Source organism: Pseudomonas sp. DrBHI1 (assembly GCF_002205115.1).
Lineage (GTDB): Bacteria > Pseudomonadota > Gammaproteobacteria > Pseudomonadales > Pseudomonadaceae > Aquipseudomonas > Aquipseudomonas mosselii.
Genome location: NZ_NIBE01000091.1, coordinates 2,532 through 23,605, shown reverse-complemented (window position 1 = coordinate 23,605; position 21,074 = coordinate 2,532). Strand labels below are relative to the sequence as shown.

Below are 21,074 nucleotides of genomic sequence, written 5' to 3'. Positions count from 1 at the left end.
CCCCCAGCTCCTCGGCCAGCTCCCGGGCCGCCGAGTCGGCGTAGGACTCCTGCCCCCCCACCATGCCGCCGGCCGCCACATCCCAGTACCCGGGATACAACGCCTTGCTTAGTGTGCGCCGGTGCACACACAGCTCGCCGGCACCGTTGAACAGCAGGATGAACGTGCAGCGCCCGATCAGGCCGCGCTCGCGCAGCTCGGCCCGTGGCAGGGCGCCGAGCAGTTGGTCATGCTCGTCCACCCACGCCACCAGTTCGGCGTCGGAGGCCGCGCGGTGCGCGACCTCGGCAGGATTGACCGGCATATCAGCCCTGGGACAGCAGTTGGCGCAGGTCGATGACCGCGGCGTTGGCCCGGGAGATGTAGTTGGCCATCACCAGCGAGTGGTTGGCCCACATGCCAAAGCCGCTGCCGTTGAGCACCATCGGGCTCCACAGCGCTTCCTGCGAGGCTTCCAGCTCGCGGATGATCTGCCGCACGCTGACCGTGGCGTTCTTCTTCGCCAGCACGTCGGCGAAGTCGACCTCGATGGCGCGCAGCAGGTGCGACAGCGCCCAGGCCTGGCCGCGGGCTTCGTAGAACACGTTGTCGATCTGCAGCCACGGGGTCTCGACCACTTCTTCGTCGACCTGCGGCGCCTGGCCAGGGACCACGGCCTCGGTCTTCAGGGTGTTGTTCAGCTTGACCCGGCCGACGCTGGCCGACAGGCGCTGGGACAGCGAGCCCAGGCGGGTGGCCACGTCGCCCAGCCAGTTGTTCAGGTTGTCGGCGCGGGTGTAGAAGATCGCGCCCTGGTCACCCTTGGCCAGACGGGTCTGGTAACGGTTCAGCGACTTGATGCCCTCTTCGAACTCCGACTCGCTCGACGGCAGGATCCAGCTCTTGTTGTCGAAGTTGAAACGCGGCTCGGCCTTGGCCAGGTCGGCGTCCTCGGTCGACTGCGACTGGGAGCGGGCGAAGTCCTTGCGCAGGGCACGGGACAGGTCGCGCACCTGGACCAGCACGCCGTACTCCCAGCTCGGCATGTTGTCCATCCACAGCCCTGGCGGGAAGCGGTCGTTGGAAATATAGCCGCCCGGCTTGTCGAGCAAAGTGCCGGCGACGGTCTTGAGGGTCTCGACGGTGGTGTAGCCGATGACCATCTGCTGGCCGTTGCGCTCGGCGGCGGCCTGGGCGTTCTGCTGCACCGGGAACAGCTCGGGCTCCTGGCTCCAGTACCAGCCCAGGCCGATGCACACCAGCAGGTAGAGGCCGATCAGGGTCCCCAGGGCACGGCTCCAGAGGCCGCCAAGGTAGCTACGGGTGGCAGCGCCGCGGGTTTCGACCCGCTCACGGGGCTCGGCCTTGGCCTCGCGGTTTTTCCAATCCAGCATGGCATTGTCCTTAATCAGTCACGAACGGTTCAGGGCTTGGACCACAGGCCTCGGCCAGGGTGCCACGACAAGCCCGCATGCCAGCACTATAAAGCAGACGCCGCCATTCGTATAAGCGACCATCGGGTCGGCAACTGAATGACGGTCCTTGAGCACTTTGTTGACCCCAGGCACTCGCTTGTCGGAAAAGGGGTGCTAGCATAGAGCCATCATTGAACCTGCGCCCTCCCACTCATAAGTAGTCAGGACATGACCCAGCCAGCCGAGCCGAGCCACGAACGCCTCAAGCAGCATTTTGCCCAGCGGGTGATCCACCAGGCCCGGCAGATCCTCGAGATCTGGCAGCGCCTGCAGCGTGGCGAGTGGTCCAGCGGCGACCTGGGCGAGCTGTGCGAGGCCAACCTGCGTCTGCAGCGCTACGCCGAACGCTTCGAGCAGCCCGAGCACGGCAGCCTGTCGACGGCCATCGGCCAGACCCTGCGCGCCATCGAGGCCAACAGCGCGCGGCTCAATTCCGAACTGATCAGCGAACTCAACCGCCTGATGCAGCGCCTGTCGCGCACCGGCCTGCGCAAGGGCGACCAGCTCGACAACGTGCCCCTGCCGCCACTGCGCAAGCCGGTGTACATCGTCCTGCAGGACCATGAACGCGCCGAGCGCCTGGCCCAGCAGCTGGAGTTCTTCGGCCTGAGCGTGCAGGCGCTGTGCAGCGCCGAGGCGTTCCAGGCGTCGATGAGCGAGCGCCTGCCCTCGGCCATCGTCATGGATGTGGACTTCACTGGCGCCGGCGTCGGCCTGCAGCTGGCGGCCCAAGCCCAGCAGGGGCTGGAGCAGCCGGTGCCGCTGCTGTTCTTCTGCTTGCACGAGACCGACACCCCGACCCGCCTGGCCGCCGTGCGCGCCGGCGGCCAGGAGTTCCTCACCGGCACCCTGGACGCCTCCAGCCTGCTGGAGAAGCTCGAGCTGTTGACCAGTGCCACTCAGTACGACCCGTTCCGCGTGCTGGTGATCGACGACTCCCGCGCCCAGGCCCTGCATACCGAGCGCCTGCTCAACAGCGCCGGGATCATCACCCGCACCCTGACCGAGCCGATCCGCACCATGAGCGAGCTGGCCGACTTCCAGCCCGACCTGATCATCCTCGATATGTACATGCCCGAGTGCACCGGCCCTGAGCTGGCCAAGGTGATCCGCCACAATGACCGCTACGTCAGCGTGCCGATCATCTACCTGTCGGCCGAGGACGACCTGGACAAGCAGCTCGACGCCATGAGCGAAGGCGGCGACGACTTCCTCACCAAGCCGATCCGCTCGCGGCACCTGGTGACCACCGTGCGCAACCGTGCCGCCCGTGCTCGCCACCTCAAGGCGCGGATGGTCCGCGACAGCCTCACCGGGCTGTACAACCACACCCATATCCTGCAGCTGCTCGAGGACTGCAGCTTCCGCGCCCGCCGCGAAGCGCAGCCGCTGAGTTTCGCCATGCTCGATATCGACCACTTCAAGAAAATCAACGACCGCCACGGCCACCCCATGGGCGACCGGGTGATCAAGAGCCTGGCGCTGTTCCTCAAGCAGCGCCTGCGCAAGACCGACTTCATCGGCCGCTACGGCGGCGAGGAGTTCGCCATCGTCATGCCCAATACCGGACTGGACGCGGCGCACAAGGTGCTCGACGAAATCCGTCGACGTTTTGCCGAGATCCATTACCCGGCCCAGCCCCACGACCTGCAGTGCACCTTCAGCGCCGGGGTGGTGCAGCTGGACGAGCAGCTCGACGCGCTGACCATGGCCAGCGCCGCGGACGAAGCGCTGTACCGCGCCAAGCATGCCGGACGCAACTGCGTGGTGCGGGTCGAGCCTTAGCCCCCTGTGGGAGCCGGCTTGCCGGACAGAGGCCGACGCAGGAAAACCACAGCAGAAGCCAATACCGGCACTGTGCCACTTTTTTATGGCGCCAGCCCTCCGTCGTCATCACCCCGTCACAAAATCGCAATAACTTCAGGACCGACTTCTCCACTCCCCTCCGCAGGAAGTTCGCGGCTATGCGCCTGAAGTGGCTGACCAATTTCAACACCCTGTTGCTGGTGACCGTGTGTATTGCCCTGGGCGCGACCCTGTGGTGGTCGCAACGCGCCCTGGAACGTCCCTATCAACTGATGGAGCGCTACCTGGGCCTGTCACAGCAGTTCCAGAACGATGCCGCGCGCAACATCCAGGCCTACCTGGGCAGCGGCGACGCCCTGCGCCACGCGGCGGCCATGGAGGCCAACACTCAGTTGCAGGCGGCCCTGGCCGACTGGCCAGAGCCTTTGTCGGCCAAGCTGCGCCCGAGCCTGGACAGCCTGCAGGGCTTCACCGCCAACGAACTGCTCGCCGCCGGCAAGTTGGCCGGCGATCCCCAGGCCCTGCTGCTGCAAGCCGAGCGGGAGCTGGGGGCGAACCTCGAACAACTGGCCAGCTACGCCCGCGACAGCGCCAGCAGCGACGCCGGCCGCTACCTGACGCCGCTGCTGGAGGCCTCCGTGCACCTGGGCCGGCTATCCCTGGCCCGGGACAAGCTGGTCAGCAGCGGCCGCGCCGAACTGGCCGCCGAGGTGGAGCGCGAACTGCAACTGATCACCGCCCAGGCCCAGGCCATCGATGACCTGCCGCTGCTGGGGGTGACCCGCGCCGCCGAGTCCAACGCCGACGACTTCGCCGCGATGATGGGCCTGGAATCCCAGGCCAGCAGCCAGCAGGAAGACGTCGCCGTGGGCCTGAAGCGCGAGCTGCACAGCCTGCTCGGCCGCTACCCCGGCGAATTGCAGCGCACCCGCGAACAGATCGAGCGCCGCGCCGCCCTGGCCGCCAGCACCGGCGAGCGCCTGGAAGCGGTGCAGCAGGCCATCGCCGGCCTCGAGCCCGAGGTGCGCGGCCTGCACGCCACCATCGCCGGCGAAGTGCGCCTGATCCAGGGCCTGATGATCGGCCTGATCCTGCTGATCGCCCTGCTGATCGACACCCTGCAGCGCCGCCTGGCACGCACCCTGACCAGCCTGGCCCCGGCATTGTCGCGCTGGGCCGAGGGCGATTTCGCCCAGGCCATCGCCCTGGGCCGCACCAACCGCGAGCTGCACGATATCCAGGAGTCGCTGAACCGCCTGCGCCAGTACCTGGTGGAACTGGTCGGTACCATCCGCCACAACGCCGAGCAGGTGGCCGGCAGCAGCCATGCCCTGGCCGGTATGAGCAGCGCCCTGCACGACGGCGCCGAGCGCCAGGCCGGCGACACGGCGCAGATCCGCGACGCCCTGGGCGAGCTGGAGGCGACCATCCAGCAGGTGGCCGGCGATGCCAGCGCCGCCGCCGAGGCCAGCCGCGATGCTGGCCGGGCCGTGGAGCAGGGCCAGACGGTGATCGGCCAGAGCCTGTCCGGCTTGCGTTCGCTGGTCGACGAGGTGCAGGGCAACGCGCGGATGATCGAGCAACTGGCGGAAGAGTCGGCGACCATCGGTGGCGTGCTCACGGTGATCCGGGCGATTGCCGAACAGACCAACCTGCTGGCCCTCAATGCCGCCATCGAAGCGGCCCGGGCCGGCGAGATGGGCCGTGGCTTCGCCGTGGTCGCGGATGAAGTGCGCTCGCTGGCCCAGCGCACCACCGGCGCCACCGGCGAGATCCAGGCGCTGATCGACCGCCTGCAGCAGGCCGCCCGCAGTTCGGTGGACGGCATGCGCACCCAGCTGGAACACGCCGAGGCCACGGCCAACCAGGCGCAGTCGGCCGATGGCGCGCTGGACGCGATCGTCAATGCCATCCGCACCATTGCCGACACGGCGGTGCGGATCGCCGATGTGACCGCGCAGCAAACCGGGGCGGTGAGCGAGATCCGCGACCACAGCGAACGGATTCATGAGCTGGGCGAGGACAACCTGCAGCGCATTGGCGAAGGACGTGAGCAGGGCGAGCAGTTGCTCAAGCTGGGGGGCGAGTTGAATACGGCGGTGCGGGCGTTCAGGCTCTAACCCCTGCTTGATGGCAGAGGGACGCGAACCCTCTAGGAGCGGCCTTGTGTCGCGATGGGCCGCGCAGCGGCCCCAATTTCGGCCAACTCCGCTATCATGCCCGCCACGTTCCACCTCGCGAGTCCGCCATGCGCCGCCTGTTTTTCCTGCTGCTCCTGCTGCTGGCCAGCCCCGTCTTCGCCACGGGCCTGCTCGACAACCGCCCCAGCGCCACCCTCGGCGCCGCCTCCAACAGCGCTGACTTCCTGCCCGTGCACGAAGCCTTCAAGCTCAGCCTGGTCCAGGCCGACGCCCAGACCGTCAAACTGCGCTTCGTCGCCACCGACGGCTACTACCTCTACCGCCACCGCTTCCAGTTCCGCACCGAACCCGCGGACATCCGCCTGGGCGCGCCGAACATCCCCAAGGGCGAGGCCAAGCACGACGAGTTCTTCGGCGATGTCGAGGTGTACCACGGCGTGCTCGACATCGAGCTGCCGCGCAACGACCCGCGCCCCTTCACCCTGCTGGTGGGCTACCAGGGCTGCGCCGACAAGGGCCTGTGCTATCCGCCGGAAACCGCGCGGCTGAGCATCGACGGCCAAGGCGCCCCGCTGCCGGCAACCGCCGAGCAGGGCTGGACCTGGAAATCGCTGCTGCTGTTCTTCCTCGCCGGGGTCGGCCTGACCTTCACCCCGTGCGTGCTGCCGATGCTGCCAATCCTTTCCGGCGTGGTCCTGCGCGGCCAGGTCGGCGGCCTGCGCGGGCTGTCGCTGTCGCTGGCCTATGTGCTGCCGATGGCGGCGAGCTTCGCCGTGCTCGGTGCGCTCATGGGCCTGTTCGGCGCCGGCCTGAACCTGCAGGCACGTCTGCAGTCGGCCTGGGTGCTGGTGCCGTTCGCCGCGTTCTTCGTGCTGTTCGCCCTGGCCATGTTCGGCCTGTTCGACATCAAGCTGCCGCAGGCCCTGAGCAGCCGCCTGGACAACCTCGCCCACCGCACCAAGGGCGGCTCGCTGCTCGGCGCGGCTGTGCTCGGCGTGCTGTCCAGCCTGCTGGTCTCGCCCTGCGTGTCGGCGCCGCTGGCCGGCGCCTTGCTGTATATCAGCGCCAGCGGCGACGCCCTGGGCGGCGCGCTGAAACTCTTCGCCCTGGGCCTGGGCATGGGCGCGCCGTTGCTGCTGGTGGCCACCGGCGGCGCGGCCTGGCTGCCGAAGAGCGGGCCGTGGATGAATACGGTGAAGAACGCCATCGGCGTATTGCTGCTGGGCCTGGCCATCGGCCTGCTCAGCCGCGTGCTGCCGGGGCCAGCCACCCTGCTGCTGGTCGGCCTGCTGGCCGCCGGCGTGGCGCTGTTCCTCGGCGCCCTGGAGTTCGTGGTCAAGACCCCGCGCCAGCGCCTGGCGCAACTGCTGGGCCTGGCGCTGCTGGTGTATGCCCTGGCCTGCTGGTATGGCGCCCTGAGTGGCCAGGGCGACCCGCTGCGTCCGCTGCCGCCACCCACCGTGGCCGGCAGCCCCGTAGCGGCCAAGGCCGACGCCTGGCAGACCATCACCAGCCCCGCTGCCCTCGACGCCGCCCTGGCCGAGGCCAAAGCCGCTGGCCAGCCAGTGCTGCTCGACTGGTACGCCGACTGGTGCATCAGCTGCAAGGTGATCGAGCACGAAGTGCTCAACGCGCCGCAGGTCCAGCCGCAACTGGGCGCCTTCCGCCTACTGCGCTTCGACATCACCGAGAGCAACGCGCAACAACGCGCCCTGCTCGACCGCTACCGGTTGTTCGGCCCTCCCGCGCTGATGTTCTTTGCCGCGAACGGCAGCGAAATGACCACCGATCGGGTCATCGGCGAGATAAACGCCGGCGATTTCGCCCAGGTATTGACGCGCGTGCGCGGCCAACTCGGGCTATAACTTCCCGCGTCCAGTGAAAAAACCCCGCAGCAGTGACCAGACTTAACCATCTGGTCACATACTTTGCGCGAATCTCGGACATCGTGCTGGCTATTGCCGGGAACTGGACACTCAGCGCCGCTTGCGGCATAGTCGCCGCGCTATGTCGAATTGCCCTACAAAACCAAGGAATCGCAGATGGCAACCCTACTGGTGCTGCACGGCCCCAACCTGAACCTGCTCGGGACCCGCGAACCGGGCCACTACGGCGCCGCCACCCTGGCCCAGATCAATCAGGACCTGGAGCAGCGCGCCCGCGCCGCCGGCCATCATCTGCAATACCTGCAGAGCAATGCCGAATACGAATTGATCGACCGCATCCATGCCGCGCGCAACGAAGGCGTGGACTTCATCCTGATCAATCCGGCCGCTTTCACCCACACAAGCGTCGCATTACGTGACGCATTGCTTGCGGTGAGCATCCCATTCATCGAAGTGCACCTCTCGAACGTGCACAAGCGTGAACCGTTCCGCCACCACTCCTACTTTTCCGATGTTGCCGTAGGGGTGATCTGCGGCCTCGGTGCCACCGGTTACCGGCTGGCCCTGGAGTCCGCGCTGGAACACCTGGCTGCCAACGCACAGCCCTGATGACACAAGGCCTTGGCCCTTCAGGCCGAGGCTCATGAAGAAACGTTTTAGACACGTTTTAAAAATACGTCCCCGACCGAACCTTGGGAGTTGATGATTAATGGATATCCGTAAAGTCAAGAAGCTGATCGAACTGCTGGAAGAGTCTGGCATCGACGAACTGGAGATCAAGGAAGGCGAAGAGTCCGTTCGCATCAGCCGCCACAGCAAGACCCCGGCCGGCGCCCAGTACTTCGCCGCTCCGGCACCGATGGCCGCTCCGGTTGCCGCCGCAGCACCTGTTGCCGCCGCCGCCCCGGCCGCTGAAGCCGCCGCCGCCGCGCCTGCCCTGAAAGGCACCGTTGTTCGTTCGCCAATGGTCGGCACCTTCTATCGCAAGCCTTCGCCAACCTCGGCCAACTTCGCCGAAGTCGGCCAGGCCGTGAAGAAAGGCGACACCCTGTGCATCGTCGAAGCCATGAAAATGATGAACCACATCGAAGCCGAGATCGGCGGTGTGATCGACGCCATCCTGGTGGAAGACGGCCAGCCGGTTGAGTACGACCAGCCGCTGTTCACCATCGTTTGATTCGCGGAGAACCAACGATGTCTGGGAAGCTTGAAAAAGTCCTGATCGCCAACCGTGGGGAAATTGCCCTGCGGATCCTGCGTGCCTGCAAAGAGCTGGGCATCAAGACCGTCGCCGTGCACTCCACGGCCGACCGTGAACTGATGCACCTGGGCCTGGCAGACGAGTCGGTCTGCATCGGCCCTGCATCGTCCAAGGATTCGTACCTGCACATTCCGGCGATCATCGCCGCCGCCGAAGTGACAGGCGCCACCGCCATCCACCCGGGCTACGGCTTCCTCGCGGAAAACGCCGATTTCGCCGAGCAGGTGGAAAAATCCGGCTTCGCCTTCATCGGCCCGAAAGCCGATACCATCCGCCTGATGGGCGACAAGGTGTCGGCCAAGGACGCGATGATCAAGTCGGGCGTACCGACCGTGCCAGGTTCCGACGGCCCGCTGCCGGAAGACGAAGAGGTTGCCCTGGCAATCGCCCGTGACGTCGGCTATCCGGTGATCATCAAGGCCGCCGGTGGCGGTGGTGGTCGCGGCATGCGCGTGGTGCACAAGGAAGAGGACCTGATCGCCTCGGCCAAGCTGACCCGCACCGAAGCCGGTGCCGCGTTCGGCAACCCGATGGTCTACCTGGAGAAGTTCCTGACCAACCCACGTCACGTGGAAGTGCAGGTGCTGTCCGACGGCCAGGGCAACGCCGTGCACCTGGGCGACCGTGACTGCTCGCTGCAGCGCCGTCACCAGAAAGTCCTGGAAGAAGCCCCGGCCCCGGGCATCGACGAGAAGGCCCGTCAGGAAGTCTTCAAGCGTTGCGTCGACGCCTGCATCGAGATCGGCTACCGCGGTGCCGGTACCTTCGAGTTCCTGTACGAGAACGGCCGCTTCTACTTCATCGAGATGAACACCCGCGTCCAGGTCGAGCACCCGGTCTCGGAGATGGTCACCGGCATCGACATCGTCAAGGAGATGCTGAGCATCGCCGCTGGCAACAAGCTGTCGTTCCGCCAGGAAGACGTGGTGATTCGCGGTCACTCGCTGGAGTGCCGGATCAACGCCGAAGACCCGAAGAAGTTCATCCCGAGCCCAGGCAAGGTGAAACACTTCCACGCCCCGGGCGGCAACGGCGTGCGCGTCGATTCGCACCTGTACAGCGGCTACTCGGTTCCGCCGAACTATGATTCGTTGATCGGCAAGCTGATCACCTACGGCAAGGACCGCGACGAAGCCATGGCGCGCATGCGCAATGCCCTGGACGAGATCGTCGTCGACGGCATCAAGACCAACATCCCGCTGCACCGTGACCTGGTGCGTGATGAAGGTTTCTGCAAAGGCGGCGTCAACATCCACTACCTCGAGCACAAACTGGCCAACCAGGAGTGATCGCGTTAGCGTGATGAAAAAGCCCCGGCCCCGTGCCGGGGTTTTTTATTTCTGCACATCTCAAAACCTTGGGACCGTGGGAGCGGGCTTGCCCCCGCGATTCAACGGCACCAAACCCAATGGAACCCCGCCCAAACCCACGCAGTCCACCGATCAGGCCCACCTTCCCGAGGCCTCACAAGGAGACTCCCATGAAAGGCACTGCGCTATCCGCCCTGTTCGCGGCCGCCACCCTGCTGGCCTCGCCTGTGTTCGCCGCCGACGACCTGTGCGCCATGAACCTGCAGAAGATCGACGACAGCATGGCCACCGCTGGCGCCACTTCCGAAGGCCTGGACAAGGCCATCACCGAGCATGTAGACCAAGCCAAGGCCGCCCAGGCCAAAGGCGACACCAAGGAATGCATCGCCATCACCAGCAAGGTGCTCGAGCGCCTGGACAAGACCGAGAAAGGCAGCGGCTCGGCCGGTGGCAGCGGTACCTAGACCCTGCGCGCACGTGGGCGGCCGAACCTTCTGTCGACGCCGCCCGCGTAAGCGCGTATACTCGGCCTTGCGTGCTGAAAGGCACGTTCAGCTAGAGCTGAGTGTGGGGCCGATTAGGATTCGACGCCGGTAGCGAAACTCTAGGTGCATGCCGAGTTGGTAACAGAACTCGTAAATCCACTGTTGCAACTTTCTATAGTTGCCAATGACGACCACTACGGGGAAGTAAAGTTCGCTGCTTAATTGCAGCTGACCCTTCCTCCTGGTAGCTTCGGCTCCAGCAATCATCAGGGGATGCCTGTAAACCCGAAATGATTGTCATACAGAACAGGATCGTCGTGCAGCACGTTGGGGGCGAAGCGACTAAAACTTACCCAACTCATCCAAAGCACCCTGCCCGTCGGGCGGCTGCGGATTAAATCAGTAGACACGGCTAAGCATGTAGTACCGACAGCGGAGTACTGGCGGACGGGGGTTCAAATCCCCCCGGCTCCACCAAATGATCAATCAAAGACGTCCACGGACGTCTTTTTTTGTGCCTGAAACCCAGCAAATACGCGGCCTCCAGCGCTTTTGCGGTCTTTTGAGAGTTTTTGAGTTCCAGCCATTTGGGTATTCCAGACGGTATTCCAGTCCGTCCGGTGCTAATCTTTGGAATACCGAATCAGTGCTTGAGGACAATCTCATGCCTGCTCAAAACCTCCGCCTCTCCGATCGACAGCTCAAGGGAGTCAAACCCGCGCCCAAGGATTATGTCCTCACGGACGGTGACGGTTTGCAGCTCCGCGTACGCAGCAACGGCTCATTGCTGTGGAATTTCAACTACCGCGAACCGGTGACCAAGAAGCGCATCAACATCGGATTCGGGACCTATCCCGAACTGTCACTGGCGAACGCACGGAAGAAGGCAGTCGAAGCGCGCGAGCTGCTCGCCCAAGGCATCGATCCGAAGGTGCAGCGCAATACGTTGAATGAAGCCAAACGCGCAGAAACGGAACACACCTTCGAGAACGTGGCCACCGCCTGGTTTGAACTCAAGAAAGACTCGGTCACCCCGGCCTACGCCGAGGACATTTGGCGATCGCTCACGCTGCACGTGTTCCCCGATTTGAAGACGACGCCACTGACGAAGATCACCGCACCGATGGTGATCGCTTTGCTTCGCCCCATCGAAGCGAAAGGCAGCCTGGAGACGGTCAAGCGCCTTAGTCAACGGCTTAACGAAATCATGACCTACGGCGTAAATTCCGGCCTGATCTTGGCCAACCCGCTCCGCGGCATCAGGGCAGTATTCAAAAAGCCCAAGAAGGAGAACATGGCTGCGCTTCCGCCCGAAGAACTTCCCGAGCTCATGCTGGAGATCGCGAACGCCAGCATCAAACGCATTTTAAATTCCACAACAACTAAATTCTATGTCATCGTTCTAAAAGAGCTAATCGACTATCTGAACTCGGTAGACGGAGTCCAGGAATATCACCGTAAGACCTACCGCGGCGAGCTGTTCGACTAATCTGCCACCTTGAATAGCTTGGGATTGCTGCCAGAATATTAGCTCCGCATGGCTGTCAGCATCCCAAGCTGAAACAAGGATTAGGTTCCATTCACTCCCCACCACATGCTTGGTTGCGGCAACGGTGACAATTGCCTGCTGCCCTCTCGCCCATCAGGCGGTTAGAAGAACCTCCTGAACTTCCAATACGTCGAGGGACGGCAGGCTGCCGACGTTGATGCTGTACTTAATGCCGGTCACACCGAGTGGCGGCACGTAGTCATCAGGGAGCCTGGGGAAGTTTCCGGCAACTTCAAAGACATGGACATCGCGGAATGTGAACCGGAGAAGAGCACCTGTCTGTCGTAGGCCCTCGTGCCAGCCGAGTTGTGCCAAGCGTGAGTCGAAAACATCTAGAGCACGCCCATCGGACACCAGCTTCTTCCGAATTTCATCGACGCGGTCTGCAAGCGTTTCATCGCCACCCAGACTGCGCTCCAGCATAACGCTGACAAACAGGAGGCGCTTGCTGGCGGGCGCTTTCAGCTGATCGAGACGGGATATTTCGTGCCTCGGTTCCGATCGCGTAGTGGTTTTCACTTCAACGTGGACGCCCTGTCCGATGAAATCATGACGCTCGCCTTCAGGCCCGCTCCAAAGGTGGCTGACACGCGGTCCGATGGTCGGGAGCAGCACATTGGACAGCACCCAGAGCTCGCCGAAAAGACCGATCTGCTCTGCCGCACTCAGGTCAAGTGCAAGCGGGCGCAAAGCCGCACGCATATCGTCGATGATGCGTTCAACCGAGGTAGCAGGATCGCGGCCTTCGATGCAAATAGCGTGGAGGACCTTATTGGCTATGAGAGTAAGTAGCTCCTCGTGATGGCTGCGCGCGGAAACATCCAGCCAAGTCTGTCCGCCCTCCAGGATGCGGACCTGAAGGCTCTGCAGATCCGGCGGTAGTTTCTGCGGGGCGATATCGATGGCCAGCATCAGGTGCAGACGTCCGTCGTCTGACACTCCTATCAGGGCCGTCTCTAGGTCTTCAGCGGCCTGCTCGTAAACATCCTCGTGTGAAAGGCGCTGCTCGCGCAGACTTGCCCAGCGGTCCTGCGTGATCTCAAACATTGCGTACCCCACGGTTTACAACAAACCGTTGTTCACCGTCCGTAGTGCGTGGCAGCGACAGTGCGAGGCCCACCACTGTCTGCGTTGGCGCGCGGAGCGGTTCGGGATCGAGGGGGTAGAGCAGGAGCAGGCCCTGCTGTACGGGTCGGTCCTCGCGCATTGCTCGTGCATTGAAGCCTGAACCAACGCGGTAGTTCTCCGGTCCGCCATGCAGGTCAACACCCTCATGGCGTGGATCGATAAGGATGCCGATCGACTCGTTGGCCTGCAACGAACGCCGAACAAGGCCGAAAGGCCTTCCACCCAGGAGTACCTGTCGTTCCCGATCCGGGTTGGCTACGAACACGGTCCAGTTCGTGAGCTCTCCCTTTTCAGCTCGCTCCAGGATCCAGTCGGCAATCTCCGCGCCCTGAAATGCAATGCTGTTCGGGTGCCCTTCATAACGTCTCAGGAACAGTGCGATGTGCTCGGCCGGTACATCGTGTGCTATGGCGCCGCCGTATGCATCCTGTGTCGGGGGATGCTGACGCAGCAGGGCGGACGCTAGGTCCACGTTCCGCTCCAGCACTTTCCGATCTTGCATGGGAAACAGGATCGTCTGCGGGTTCTCGCCAGACCATGACCGCGCATCGTCCATCTGCATCCTGCTCTTGTTCTTACTCGTGAGCAGGAGCTTTGAATGGGCGCGCATCCGGATGGCCATTTGGTCAGGTCTGCGGCCGGCTTTGTTGAGTGCTGTAATGGAGTCCCGCAGGGATTCTTCGACCAGCGCCAGCTCCACGAACCACTGAGCAATGCCTTCGGTGGTCCAGATACGGATCAGGTCTTCATAGCCAGCCCTGAAACCATACCAGCGGGCCATTTGCAGCAGAGCATCTGCCAGGGTTGTAGTACGCAGGAAGTATGCAATCGTTAGTCCCTCAAGCGTCAATCCGCGCGACAGCCTATTGCCACCTACCGCAACGAGCTGCCGTCCAGGTTTGGCTTCGTAATCAAGTTCGTCGCCCGTCGTGCTATTGAGCACAACGACCACTAACCGGGCCAAGTTAGTGACTGCCTCTTCCAGTAGAACCTCTACGCTGCAAGGCAGATCTACCTGCCCCATCCCTGCGAGCGTTGATCGGAACATCTGTTTGAGCACACCGGGCTCGGCGTTCTCATGCTGGAACCAGTTACGAATCTGTTCCTCGATCGCCTCCCCAACGCTCAACTGGTCCTGCTGGAGCCGTGATACGTGCACCAGCATAGTATTCGGCTTACCCACCTGGCCGCGCTGCAGTCTGATGGCGCCAGCAAGCGCGAAGGTCAGGAGGGCATCGGCAAGCGACTGTGGAAGATCCAGCGGGCCGCGAGCAACAATTGCTTCGCTCCTTTTGCGTTGCTTCGGCTTCAAAGCTTTCACATCCGTAGCGTCTACGGGGCGCATTACATCGCGCCCCTGCGAGCTGACGCCGAAAAGCTCTTCCGTGCCCGTGTAGCCGTCAGGCCTCGGAAGCTGCACGACGAAGTCCTTGGGAAACAGGTCTTCGCCAACTTGGCTATCACTAGCGTCTGGGTCGATGAGAATGTTGGCGAATGGTGTAGCCGTGTAGGCGATGTATGTGGCCCGCGGAATCTTTCTGAGAATGTCGCGAATCAGGGCGTTGGTCAGTGACGGGGCCGTGTCGGCATCAGGTTCGGTGTCGGTGTCGATACTGGGATCGCGCCGATTTCCGCGTGTATTGATGGAGGCCTGATCGGCTTCGTCATCGATGAGAAGAACCGGTACATCAGCGAGCCGGCCTTCGAGTTTACCAAACCACTGGTTAAGCCGTTTAAGGATGGGCGTGATCTTCTTCGCGACGATCAGAACGGTTCCGGTAGATGCGAAACCGTCGGCCACCTCCGGCTCACGAAAATCTGAAGCCTCATCGGTCAGCGTGATCCAGTCGACGCCAGTCGCTACCAGCTCCAGATCCAGGCGCTTCTGCGTCTGGTTACGCAGTGAGTCGTGAATGCCTGAAAGAACGATGATCAAGCGGTAGCCAACATCCGCTGCGCGCGCTGCCACAGCGGTGAAGTTGGCGGTCTTGCCGGACTGAACGTAACCAACAACCAGGCCCCGGCACTGGAATTCCGGGCGAGTTATCGGTGTGGTCTTCGAGATGATCCGCAGTGACTCTTCCGCAACCGACGCGATCTGATGCGGCTTCCATTTGGGCTGGGCCCGCAGATAGGCTTCATGCCGGGACCAGTTGGTCCAGGCAGTTGCATCGGTCCACAGGGCTAGCCTGGGCTTCAGTGTAAGGGGAAGCGGAAGCCGGACCTGCATCAGGCGTTGTCCGTCAGCTGGTCCGGGACACCGGCCGTCTCCAGTGCTCGAAGAAATTCAGACAGGGCCATCTTGGCCTCGGCATCCTTGTCGATGAGCTGTACGAGCGTCACTAGCGTCGGCATCAGCGGGGTGACCTCGACTTCCTCACCCTTGAATCCGACCTTGCGTTGCCATGGTTTGTCACCGCTGCTGACAAGGCGGATTGAGGTTCTGTCCTTTTTCGCAACCTGTGCTGGAGCAGGTGCCGCCACTGGAGTGAGTCCCACGGCTGTCGTTGGAGGCGAAAAGGCGCTTGGCGCTTGCGTGCCTGCCGGCGACACAGTCTTGCCGACACCTTTCGGAGTCGGCGCGAGTGCTTCCTTCTTGTTGTACCGGAGGCGGGCTGCGGCTCGTGGGGTCTTGATCAGGTCTCTGAGAGGCTGGGTGATCGCAAAAGGCAGGCGAATAAGCTGCTTGCTGATATCTACCTGCAGCTGCTCATCTGCCAGCCTGTCGAAGTCGACTGCGACACGAATCAGTTTGGTGTGCTCATCCTTGGCGAATAGATCTTCCCAGCCGCCCCATTTGATGAGGCGGTCAAGTCGATAGAAGTAAAGGCCCTGAGCATCGTTTGCGCGGCCATTCAGAGAGTGGCGCTCTCGTTCGTCGCGCTGTTCCAGCGGAGACAGATCCTTGATGTATTCCTCAAACTCTGCCTCATTTGGAGCGACGTACGCACGAACATAGAGGACAGGCGTCTTGTTCGGAGAAGCGCTGGGAAGCTCGATGCGATGCTGGTCGTACTCTCTTGTCAGCGGGTGCCCCATCGGGTTGTTGCCACGTAGAACGTCATCGTTCAGACGAATGACTACCTTCTCGCGTCCGCGCGCTTTGCCTTCAAGATACCGGTGGAACACCAGCTCGAGGTGCGACTTGATGGCAGCGAGCTCTTGCGCGTAGGGAGAATCTACTTTCCCTCTCGCAGGCTCCATCGAGGGGCGCATCTGCGTAAGCAGCACGGCCGTGCCCGAGTCGCCGATGTCGACTGCCGAGGCGTGCTCGGGAGCTACCGGGTCGCTCAGAAGCTCCCAACGGCGTGTCTTGGCAAGATGGTCCTTGTCCCAGGTGAGTGTCGTACTGTCGCTTCCGGTAGCTTTCGATACGACCGTCAGTCGATCGGCTTGGGACCAGGCCGCCCCCTTCAGCCCATAGCCGAACTTGCCCAGATCGCCGTCGTCATATTCACGCTGGTGCCCGATCTTCATGGCGTCGCGCAGACCCGATGGAGTCATGCCCGTGCCGTCGTCGCGAATGCACATCCACCGACCGCCCGTATTGGGATTCGGGAAGATAATGTCGATCTCCCGAGCGCCATGCGACAGGCTATTGTCCACCAGATCGGCCACGGCGCTGGGCAGGCTGTGCCCGGCACGCGCCAGGATTTTGAAGAGACCGAGCGGGTCCGGCGCGGCGTCATCATCGTTGCGGATGTTGTCGTTTTCATTTTGTGACATCTCGGACACTGCTTCTGCCTCCTTGAATAGCTCCGGGAAGTGATCCGAGAGCACTGCCTGGCAGTGCTGGCCTTCCTCGCCGTACAACGCAATCATTGCGGATTTACCAAGCTGGGCGCTCTCTCCATGGCTCAGGATCGAAATGCGGGCTGGGTGGTCTGCCGGGATGACAACCCAGGATGCATTGGCTGGGGTGCTCGAGGCGTCAACTACCATCGCGAACAGGACGCCTGGGTCAACGAAACTGTAGAAGGCGCTTTTCGGGCAATCGCCTTCGAATCTCCAATTTTTGTGCTGCCTCTTGAGCCATGAATCGATCTCAACCACGGTGCCTTCGTCTTCGAGACGTCGGCAGGTGATTGGAATGATGTCCGGGCTTTCTGCTGACGGAAAAACCTTGCCGACGACGTCCCAGTCGAAATTTATGGAACGCTGTTTGGCGCGTTCCTTCCCCTGGCGGCGGTACTCATGAAACATGCCGAGTTCAGAATGAGTAAGCAGTCGGAGAATGGTGAACTTCACTTCCTACCCTCTGTCGTTTTGATCTGTGATTGCTCCAAATCGAACAATGCCACGCGCATATCCTGTGTCTCCGGTGCCCCCAGGCACTCCCTCATTCCACGAGCGATTGCATAGGCAAACAGCGGTGGTACGGCGTTGCCAATCTGCTTGAATGCCGGGTTCATCGATCCTTTGAAAACAAAGCCGTCCGGGAATGACTGGAGCCGCGCAGCCTCTCGGACGGTGATGGTGCGTGCCTGTTCCGAGTCGAAGTGGATGTGGGAATAAGAATCCTTACCGAGGTGCGCCATCAGCGTACGTACCGGGGCATCGGCGCGGAGCTTCCACCACTTGTTCGGAAACTTTCCCGGGTCATACGGGATGCGCCAGGACATGATGTATGCGCTGACGTCTGCGTTTCTCGGATCGGTGGACAGACCGAGTCTCCTGCGGTCGGCAAGCCAGTCTGCAATTTTCTGCTCTACATAGGCATGCACCTGCGGGTACTCCCAGCCAGGCTGAATCTCGGCGAAGATCTTATAGTCACGCGGCAGATACCGGAAAACATGGCCAGTCGTAGACTTGGTCGTAAATCCGTGCCACTCCCGCATCAGACGCGAATAGGCAGTCGACGGATCTTTCGCTGTGTACTCGACTGGTTCTGATGGGTCTTTCGCCCCGCGACGGATGGTACCCGAGCGAAGCATTTCTTCGGCGTACAGGTGCGGCAGATCTGCCAGCGCATCAGAAGCCGATGTGGCCGCAGGAGAGTCGGGAGCTGGATCGGGAATCCAGCGGTGGTGCGCCGATCCTTCCGCTTTGATAACCCGTCTCGCCGCATTCTTGGAGCTGGTGTAGCCGGATGGAAGAACCAAATGGTGCGTTGGCACCGGGAATCTTGGCTTGATGCCGGTCGAACGATGGAAGCCGACCAGAATCATGCGCTCTCGCATCTGCGGAACGCCGTACCATACGGAATTCAGCAGTGTGTAGGCTACGTCGTAGCCTTCTTCGGCAAGGCTTTTGGAAACGAGCTCGGCAACATTGGTGCCGCCATGGTTGAGGATGTCCGGCACGTTCTCCATCAGAAGCGCAACAGGCTTTGTAGCCCGGATGAATGCGACATAGCGCTCCCACAGGCTGACCCGTCCATCCACCAGGAAGGCTTGGTCTGCGGTCACCTCTTCGCGCAAGCGAGCCTGCTCGCGGAGCTTAGCCCGGCCTACACGGGCGAACGCCTGACAGGGTGGCCCGCCGACGAGGACATCGATCTGACGATCCGTGGCGCCCTGCAGCCCGAGATCGCCGAAGACGGTGTCAGCGGTTTCGGTTACCGCGTCGCGCGGGACGTGGTGCGCTTCCTTGTCACCCCCGACCGAGCGCGAGCCGAAGTTGGCTCCGTGCGACTTCGCAGCCCACGGGTCCATTTCGATCGATGCGACCGGTGTAAATCCGGCAGTCAGAAAGCCAAGGGAAATGCCGCCACAGCCTGCGAACATATCCATATAGCGGATTTCGCCGCCTTCCTGAATACGCTTTAGCTTGCTGCGGATCAGCTCGTCGTCCTGGGTCGGGGCGCGGGAGTTCTTGCCAGTCGAGGGGGACAGGTCTGCAGCCGGGGTAGTGGGCTTTTCGTAGGTATTGCTTGGCTGCGATCTGAGCAGCTCGGTTTGGATGGACATCCGGTATCTCTCATAGGGAACATGCGCCAAGACCAGCTGCACGTAGCGCAGAAGGCCGGCGGCTCAGGCCTGCTCATACCACGCGGCGCAGCCCGGCTTTACGAATCGTCGACCGGGCGCCAAATGTTGCATTGTGTCAGAGTGTAATGAAAATACCGCGAGGTGTCGCCTGCGCAGGCTGCGTGAACCTTCATGTTTAGCCAGCCTCAACCAGCGAAAGAATGCCCATAGCCTCAAGTTTTCATGAGAATCTGGGGCCATCTCGACCTAAGCGATGATATTTAGTCGCTTGCCAATGCCTGATGGGGCAAAGCCTTCGCCTAGCCCTTCGGACTTGCGAAGGATCCACGATCCGAATTGGCTCACGAAGCAGAAAAATTTTTCCAGGGAGATATCCTGTGACAGGGCAAACTCATCTGAGGGTGATTCATGGACATCGTCAGCAGAGAAGTCAGATCTCGAATGATGGCGGGCATTCGCAGTAGCGATACATTGCCAGAGATGAAGGTCAGAAAGCTGCTTCATCATCAAGGCTTCAGGTATCGCTTACATCAGCGAAATCTTCCAGGTAAACCCGATATCGTGCTCCCTCGTCATCGTGTCTGCATCTTCGTTCATGGTTGCTTCTGGCACAGACATTCGGGCTGCAGATACGCCACCATCCCAAAGACCCGCGAGGACTTTTGGCAGACGAAATTCGATCAGAACATGAAGCGTGATATCAGGAACCGAGATGAACTGCTCAGGTTAGGCTGGCGAGTGATCGAGCTCTGGGAGTGCGGAATACGCGGTCCAGAAGCGGGGATGAACTGGCTTCTGGAAACGATCCCGGACTGCACCCAAAAATACGTCTCTTGGCCCAATTACTCCGACCTGCTCGTTCCCTGTGATCAGCCTACAGAAAACTGAGCTGATCGGCTTGCGGCACTCAATACCAAGCATAAATAAAGATTTTCGATCCAGTCTGGCGCGGGTGGCGCAACGATCAAGAGCAACTCTTCACCAGCCATGTCTAGCTTTTTCACAACCACTTGCTTGATAGATTCAATGCCGAGGGTGTAACGGGCAGAGCTCGAATTTCACCGTCCATCGGAATCCAGACTACGCAGCGTTCCAACTGGTATTCCAAGCAAGTTGATCAAAAAAATATTTACTAGCCAAAACAGGTAGATACCGACTGGTTTCAAATTACCCCGGCCTACCAAATCCTAAAAGAACACGCCCAATGGGCGTCTTTTTTTGTGTCTGCAATTCGGTGCCTCAGCGGCAAGTTCCTACAGCGATCGCCAGCGCTTGCGCGCATGGACATAAGCCGCCAAGTCACCGTATCCAAGCTGTGCAGCAATCTGCGCTCGGCTATCCCCCTGCATCTCCAGGTACTGCTCAAGCTCCGCACGGACCCGGTCAAGCAGCACACGAAAACTGGTCCCCTCATCCTCCAGCCGCCGACGCAAGGTACGTGCACTCTGGTGAAGGTCCTGTGCCTGCGCCTCCAGGGTAAGTGATTGGCCCGTGATGAGGCCCTGGCGAATACCCTGGGCTACCCGGGCCGACCAGCCACTGAGCTGGGACTGCTGCGCCAACCGGCGCTCCAGCTCCTGGCTCACCACCTCCATCATCCCGGCATGCTGGGTCAGCAATGGCATGTCCAACTGGATACGATTGAAGTACAAGCGGTTGTACCCGCAGTCGAACTGGATATTTTCACCAAACCACTCGTGGTACTCCGGGTAGTACGCCGGCCGACGGTGAGCGAAGCACGCCCGCTGCGGCACGACCACCGCGCCCATCCCCACGCCCATCACGCTGAGGGACATCGCGCTGTAGTGCTCAACCATATAGCGCACCAGGCTGGCTGGCGCATCGATACGCAACTCCACCCCGAGGCAATCACCCTCCTCGACCAGCGCCAGGGTGTCCATGTCCGATGCCAGCCGTGCATAGCGCGCCCAGAAGCGGATGGCCTCGGCCAGCGTGGCGCTGTACAGGCAGCCCTGGGCCAGCACATGCCAATCCTGGCGGCTGAAGTGCGAGAACAGGTGCAAGCCGATTGCCGGATCATGGTTGGCCGCCCTGGCCCAAAGCTGCTCCAGCGCAAGCATGCTGTAGTTGCTGCGCGCCTTCAGCGAATGCGTCTGAAGGTAA

The 21,074-nt window shown here is 62.0% G+C and carries 15 protein-coding genes, 1 other RNA gene and 1 pseudogene; 10 read left to right on the top strand and 7 right to left on the bottom strand.

Features of this window, described 5'->3' with window-relative positions; genetic code table 11:
- Both CC207_RS18380 and CC207_RS18375 read right to left on the bottom strand, forming a co-directional pair.
- On the bottom strand, positions 1-304 hold a 304-nt coding region (locus CC207_RS18380), incomplete at its 3' end, for an NUDIX domain-containing protein (protein ID WP_256582116.1).
- A gap of 1 nt (position 305) precedes the next feature.
- A complete protein-coding gene (locus CC207_RS18375; protein ID WP_028691194.1) occupies positions 306-1,373 on the bottom strand; it encodes a DUF2333 family protein in 1,068 nt (355 codons plus the stop codon).
- A 249-nt stretch (positions 1,374-1,622) separates the two neighbouring features.
- Between CC207_RS18375 and CC207_RS18370 the strand changes: the two genes are divergently transcribed.
- The 9 genes and pseudogenes from CC207_RS18370 to CC207_RS18330 form a co-directional block, all read left to right on the top strand.
- Positions 1,623-3,239, top strand: coding sequence for a diguanylate cyclase (locus CC207_RS18370; protein WP_028691195.1), 1,617 nt, complete (start codon positions 1,623-1,625; stop codon positions 3,237-3,239).
- A 179-nt stretch (positions 3,240-3,418) separates the two neighbouring features.
- A complete protein-coding gene (locus CC207_RS18365; protein WP_088852536.1) occupies positions 3,419-5,380 on the top strand; it encodes a methyl-accepting chemotaxis protein in 1,962 nt (653 codons plus the stop codon).
- Between the two features lie 128 nt (positions 5,381-5,508).
- Positions 5,509-7,266: a protein-disulfide reductase DsbD gene (locus CC207_RS18360; RefSeq protein WP_088852535.1), complete on the top strand. Its 1,758-nt coding sequence runs from the start codon at positions 5,509-5,511 to the stop codon at positions 7,264-7,266.
- A gap of 177 nt (positions 7,267-7,443) precedes the next feature.
- On the top strand, positions 7,444-7,896 hold the full coding sequence (gene aroQ / locus CC207_RS18355) for a type II 3-dehydroquinate dehydratase (RefSeq protein WP_011535870.1): 453 nt from the start codon (positions 7,444-7,446) through the stop codon (positions 7,894-7,896).
- A 100-nt stretch (positions 7,897-7,996) separates the two neighbouring features.
- The gene (accB, locus tag CC207_RS18350) at positions 7,997-8,464 is read left to right on the top strand and encodes an acetyl-CoA carboxylase biotin carboxyl carrier protein (protein WP_028691198.1); all 468 of its coding nucleotides are present in this window, start codon (positions 7,997-7,999) and stop codon (positions 8,462-8,464) included.
- Between the two features lie 17 nt (positions 8,465-8,481).
- Positions 8,482-9,837 carry an acetyl-CoA carboxylase biotin carboxylase subunit gene (accC, locus tag CC207_RS18345; protein ID WP_028691199.1) on the top strand — a complete coding sequence of 452 codons (1,356 nt, stop codon included), beginning with the start codon at positions 8,482-8,484 and terminating at the stop codon, positions 9,835-9,837.
- Positions 9,838-10,028: 191 nt separating this feature from the next.
- Positions 10,029-10,322, top strand: a complete 294-nt coding sequence (locus tag CC207_RS18340; RefSeq protein ID WP_028691200.1) for a hypothetical protein — start codon at positions 10,029-10,031, stop codon at positions 10,320-10,322.
- Positions 10,323-10,427: 105 nt separating this feature from the next.
- Positions 10,428-10,820: a transfer-messenger RNA gene (gene ssrA / locus CC207_RS18335) on the top strand.
- A 187-nt stretch (positions 10,821-11,007) separates the two neighbouring features.
- Positions 11,008-11,706, top strand: a pseudogene (locus CC207_RS18330) (integrase arm-type DNA-binding domain-containing protein); the annotation flags it as partial.
- 279 nt (positions 11,707-11,985) lie between these two features.
- On the opposite strand, the gene CC207_RS18325 reads toward CC207_RS18330, so the two are convergent.
- The 4 genes from CC207_RS18325 to CC207_RS18310 are packed head-to-tail and all read right to left on the bottom strand — an operon-like array spanning position 11,986 to position 18,929.
- On the bottom strand, positions 11,986-12,939 hold the full coding sequence (locus tag CC207_RS18325; RefSeq protein ID WP_088852534.1) for a PD-(D/E)XK motif protein: 954 nt from the start codon (positions 12,937-12,939) through the stop codon (positions 11,986-11,988).
- A complete protein-coding gene (locus CC207_RS18320) occupies positions 12,932-15,250 on the bottom strand; it encodes a Z1 domain-containing protein (RefSeq protein WP_088852533.1) in 2,319 nt (772 codons plus the stop codon). Before CC207_RS18320 ends, CC207_RS18325 begins: the two co-directional genes overlap by 8 nt.
- On the bottom strand, positions 15,250-17,268 hold the full coding sequence (locus CC207_RS18315; protein WP_256582115.1) for an ATP-binding protein: 2,019 nt from the start codon (positions 17,266-17,268) through the stop codon (positions 15,250-15,252). The genes CC207_RS18320 and CC207_RS18315 overlap by 1 nt, the downstream gene beginning before the upstream one ends.
- A complete protein-coding gene (locus CC207_RS18310; protein WP_088852532.1) occupies positions 17,265-18,929 on the bottom strand; it encodes a DNA cytosine methyltransferase in 1,665 nt (554 codons plus the stop codon). The genes CC207_RS18315 and CC207_RS18310 overlap by 4 nt, the downstream gene beginning before the upstream one ends.
- 429 nt (positions 18,930-19,358) lie before the next feature.
- On the opposite strand from CC207_RS18310, the gene CC207_RS18305 reads away from it, so the two are divergent.
- Positions 19,359-19,838 carry a very short patch repair endonuclease gene (locus CC207_RS18305; RefSeq protein ID WP_088852531.1) on the top strand — a complete coding sequence of 160 codons (480 nt, stop codon included), beginning with the start codon at positions 19,359-19,361 and terminating at the stop codon, positions 19,836-19,838.
- 365 nt (positions 19,839-20,203) lie between these two features.
- On the opposite strand, the gene CC207_RS18300 is transcribed toward CC207_RS18305, so the two are convergent.
- Positions 20,204-21,074, bottom strand: an 871-nt coding sequence (locus tag CC207_RS18300) for an AraC family transcriptional regulator ligand-binding domain-containing protein (RefSeq protein ID WP_158216142.1), incomplete at its 5' end; no start/stop codon positions are given.

Excerpts from the sequence above, each read along its gene's own strand:
- CC207_RS18375 (WP_028691194.1), bottom strand. The coding sequence starts at position 1,373 with ATGCTGGATTGGAAAAACCGCGAGGCCAAGGCCGAGCCCCGTGAGCGG.
- CC207_RS18370 (WP_028691195.1), top strand. The coding sequence starts at position 1,623 with ATGACCCAGCCAGCCGAGCCGAGCCACGAACGCCTCAAGCAGCATTTT.
- CC207_RS18365 (WP_088852536.1), top strand. The coding sequence starts at position 3,419 with ATGCGCCTGAAGTGGCTGACCAATTTCAACACCCTGTTGCTGGTGACC.
- CC207_RS18360 (WP_088852535.1), top strand. The coding sequence starts at position 5,509 with ATGCGCCGCCTGTTTTTCCTGCTGCTCCTGCTGCTGGCCAGCCCCGTC.
- aroQ (WP_011535870.1), top strand. The coding sequence starts at position 7,444 with ATGGCAACCCTACTGGTGCTGCACGGCCCCAACCTGAACCTGCTCGGG.
- accB (WP_028691198.1), top strand. The coding sequence starts at position 7,997 with ATGGATATCCGTAAAGTCAAGAAGCTGATCGAACTGCTGGAAGAGTCT.
- accC (WP_028691199.1), top strand. The coding sequence starts at position 8,482 with ATGTCTGGGAAGCTTGAAAAAGTCCTGATCGCCAACCGTGGGGAAATT.
- CC207_RS18340 (WP_028691200.1), top strand. The coding sequence starts at position 10,029 with ATGAAAGGCACTGCGCTATCCGCCCTGTTCGCGGCCGCCACCCTGCTG.
- CC207_RS18325 (WP_088852534.1), bottom strand. The coding sequence starts at position 12,939 with ATGTTTGAGATCACGCAGGACCGCTGGGCAAGTCTGCGCGAGCAGCGC.
- CC207_RS18320 (WP_088852533.1), bottom strand. The coding sequence starts at position 15,250 with ATGCAGGTCCGGCTTCCGCTTCCCCTTACACTGAAGCCCAGGCTAGCC.
- CC207_RS18310 (WP_088852532.1), bottom strand. The coding sequence starts at position 18,929 with ATGTCCATCCAAACCGAGCTGCTCAGATCGCAGCCAAGCAATACCTAC.
- CC207_RS18305 (WP_088852531.1), top strand. The coding sequence starts at position 19,359 with ATGGACATCGTCAGCAGAGAAGTCAGATCTCGAATGATGGCGGGCATT.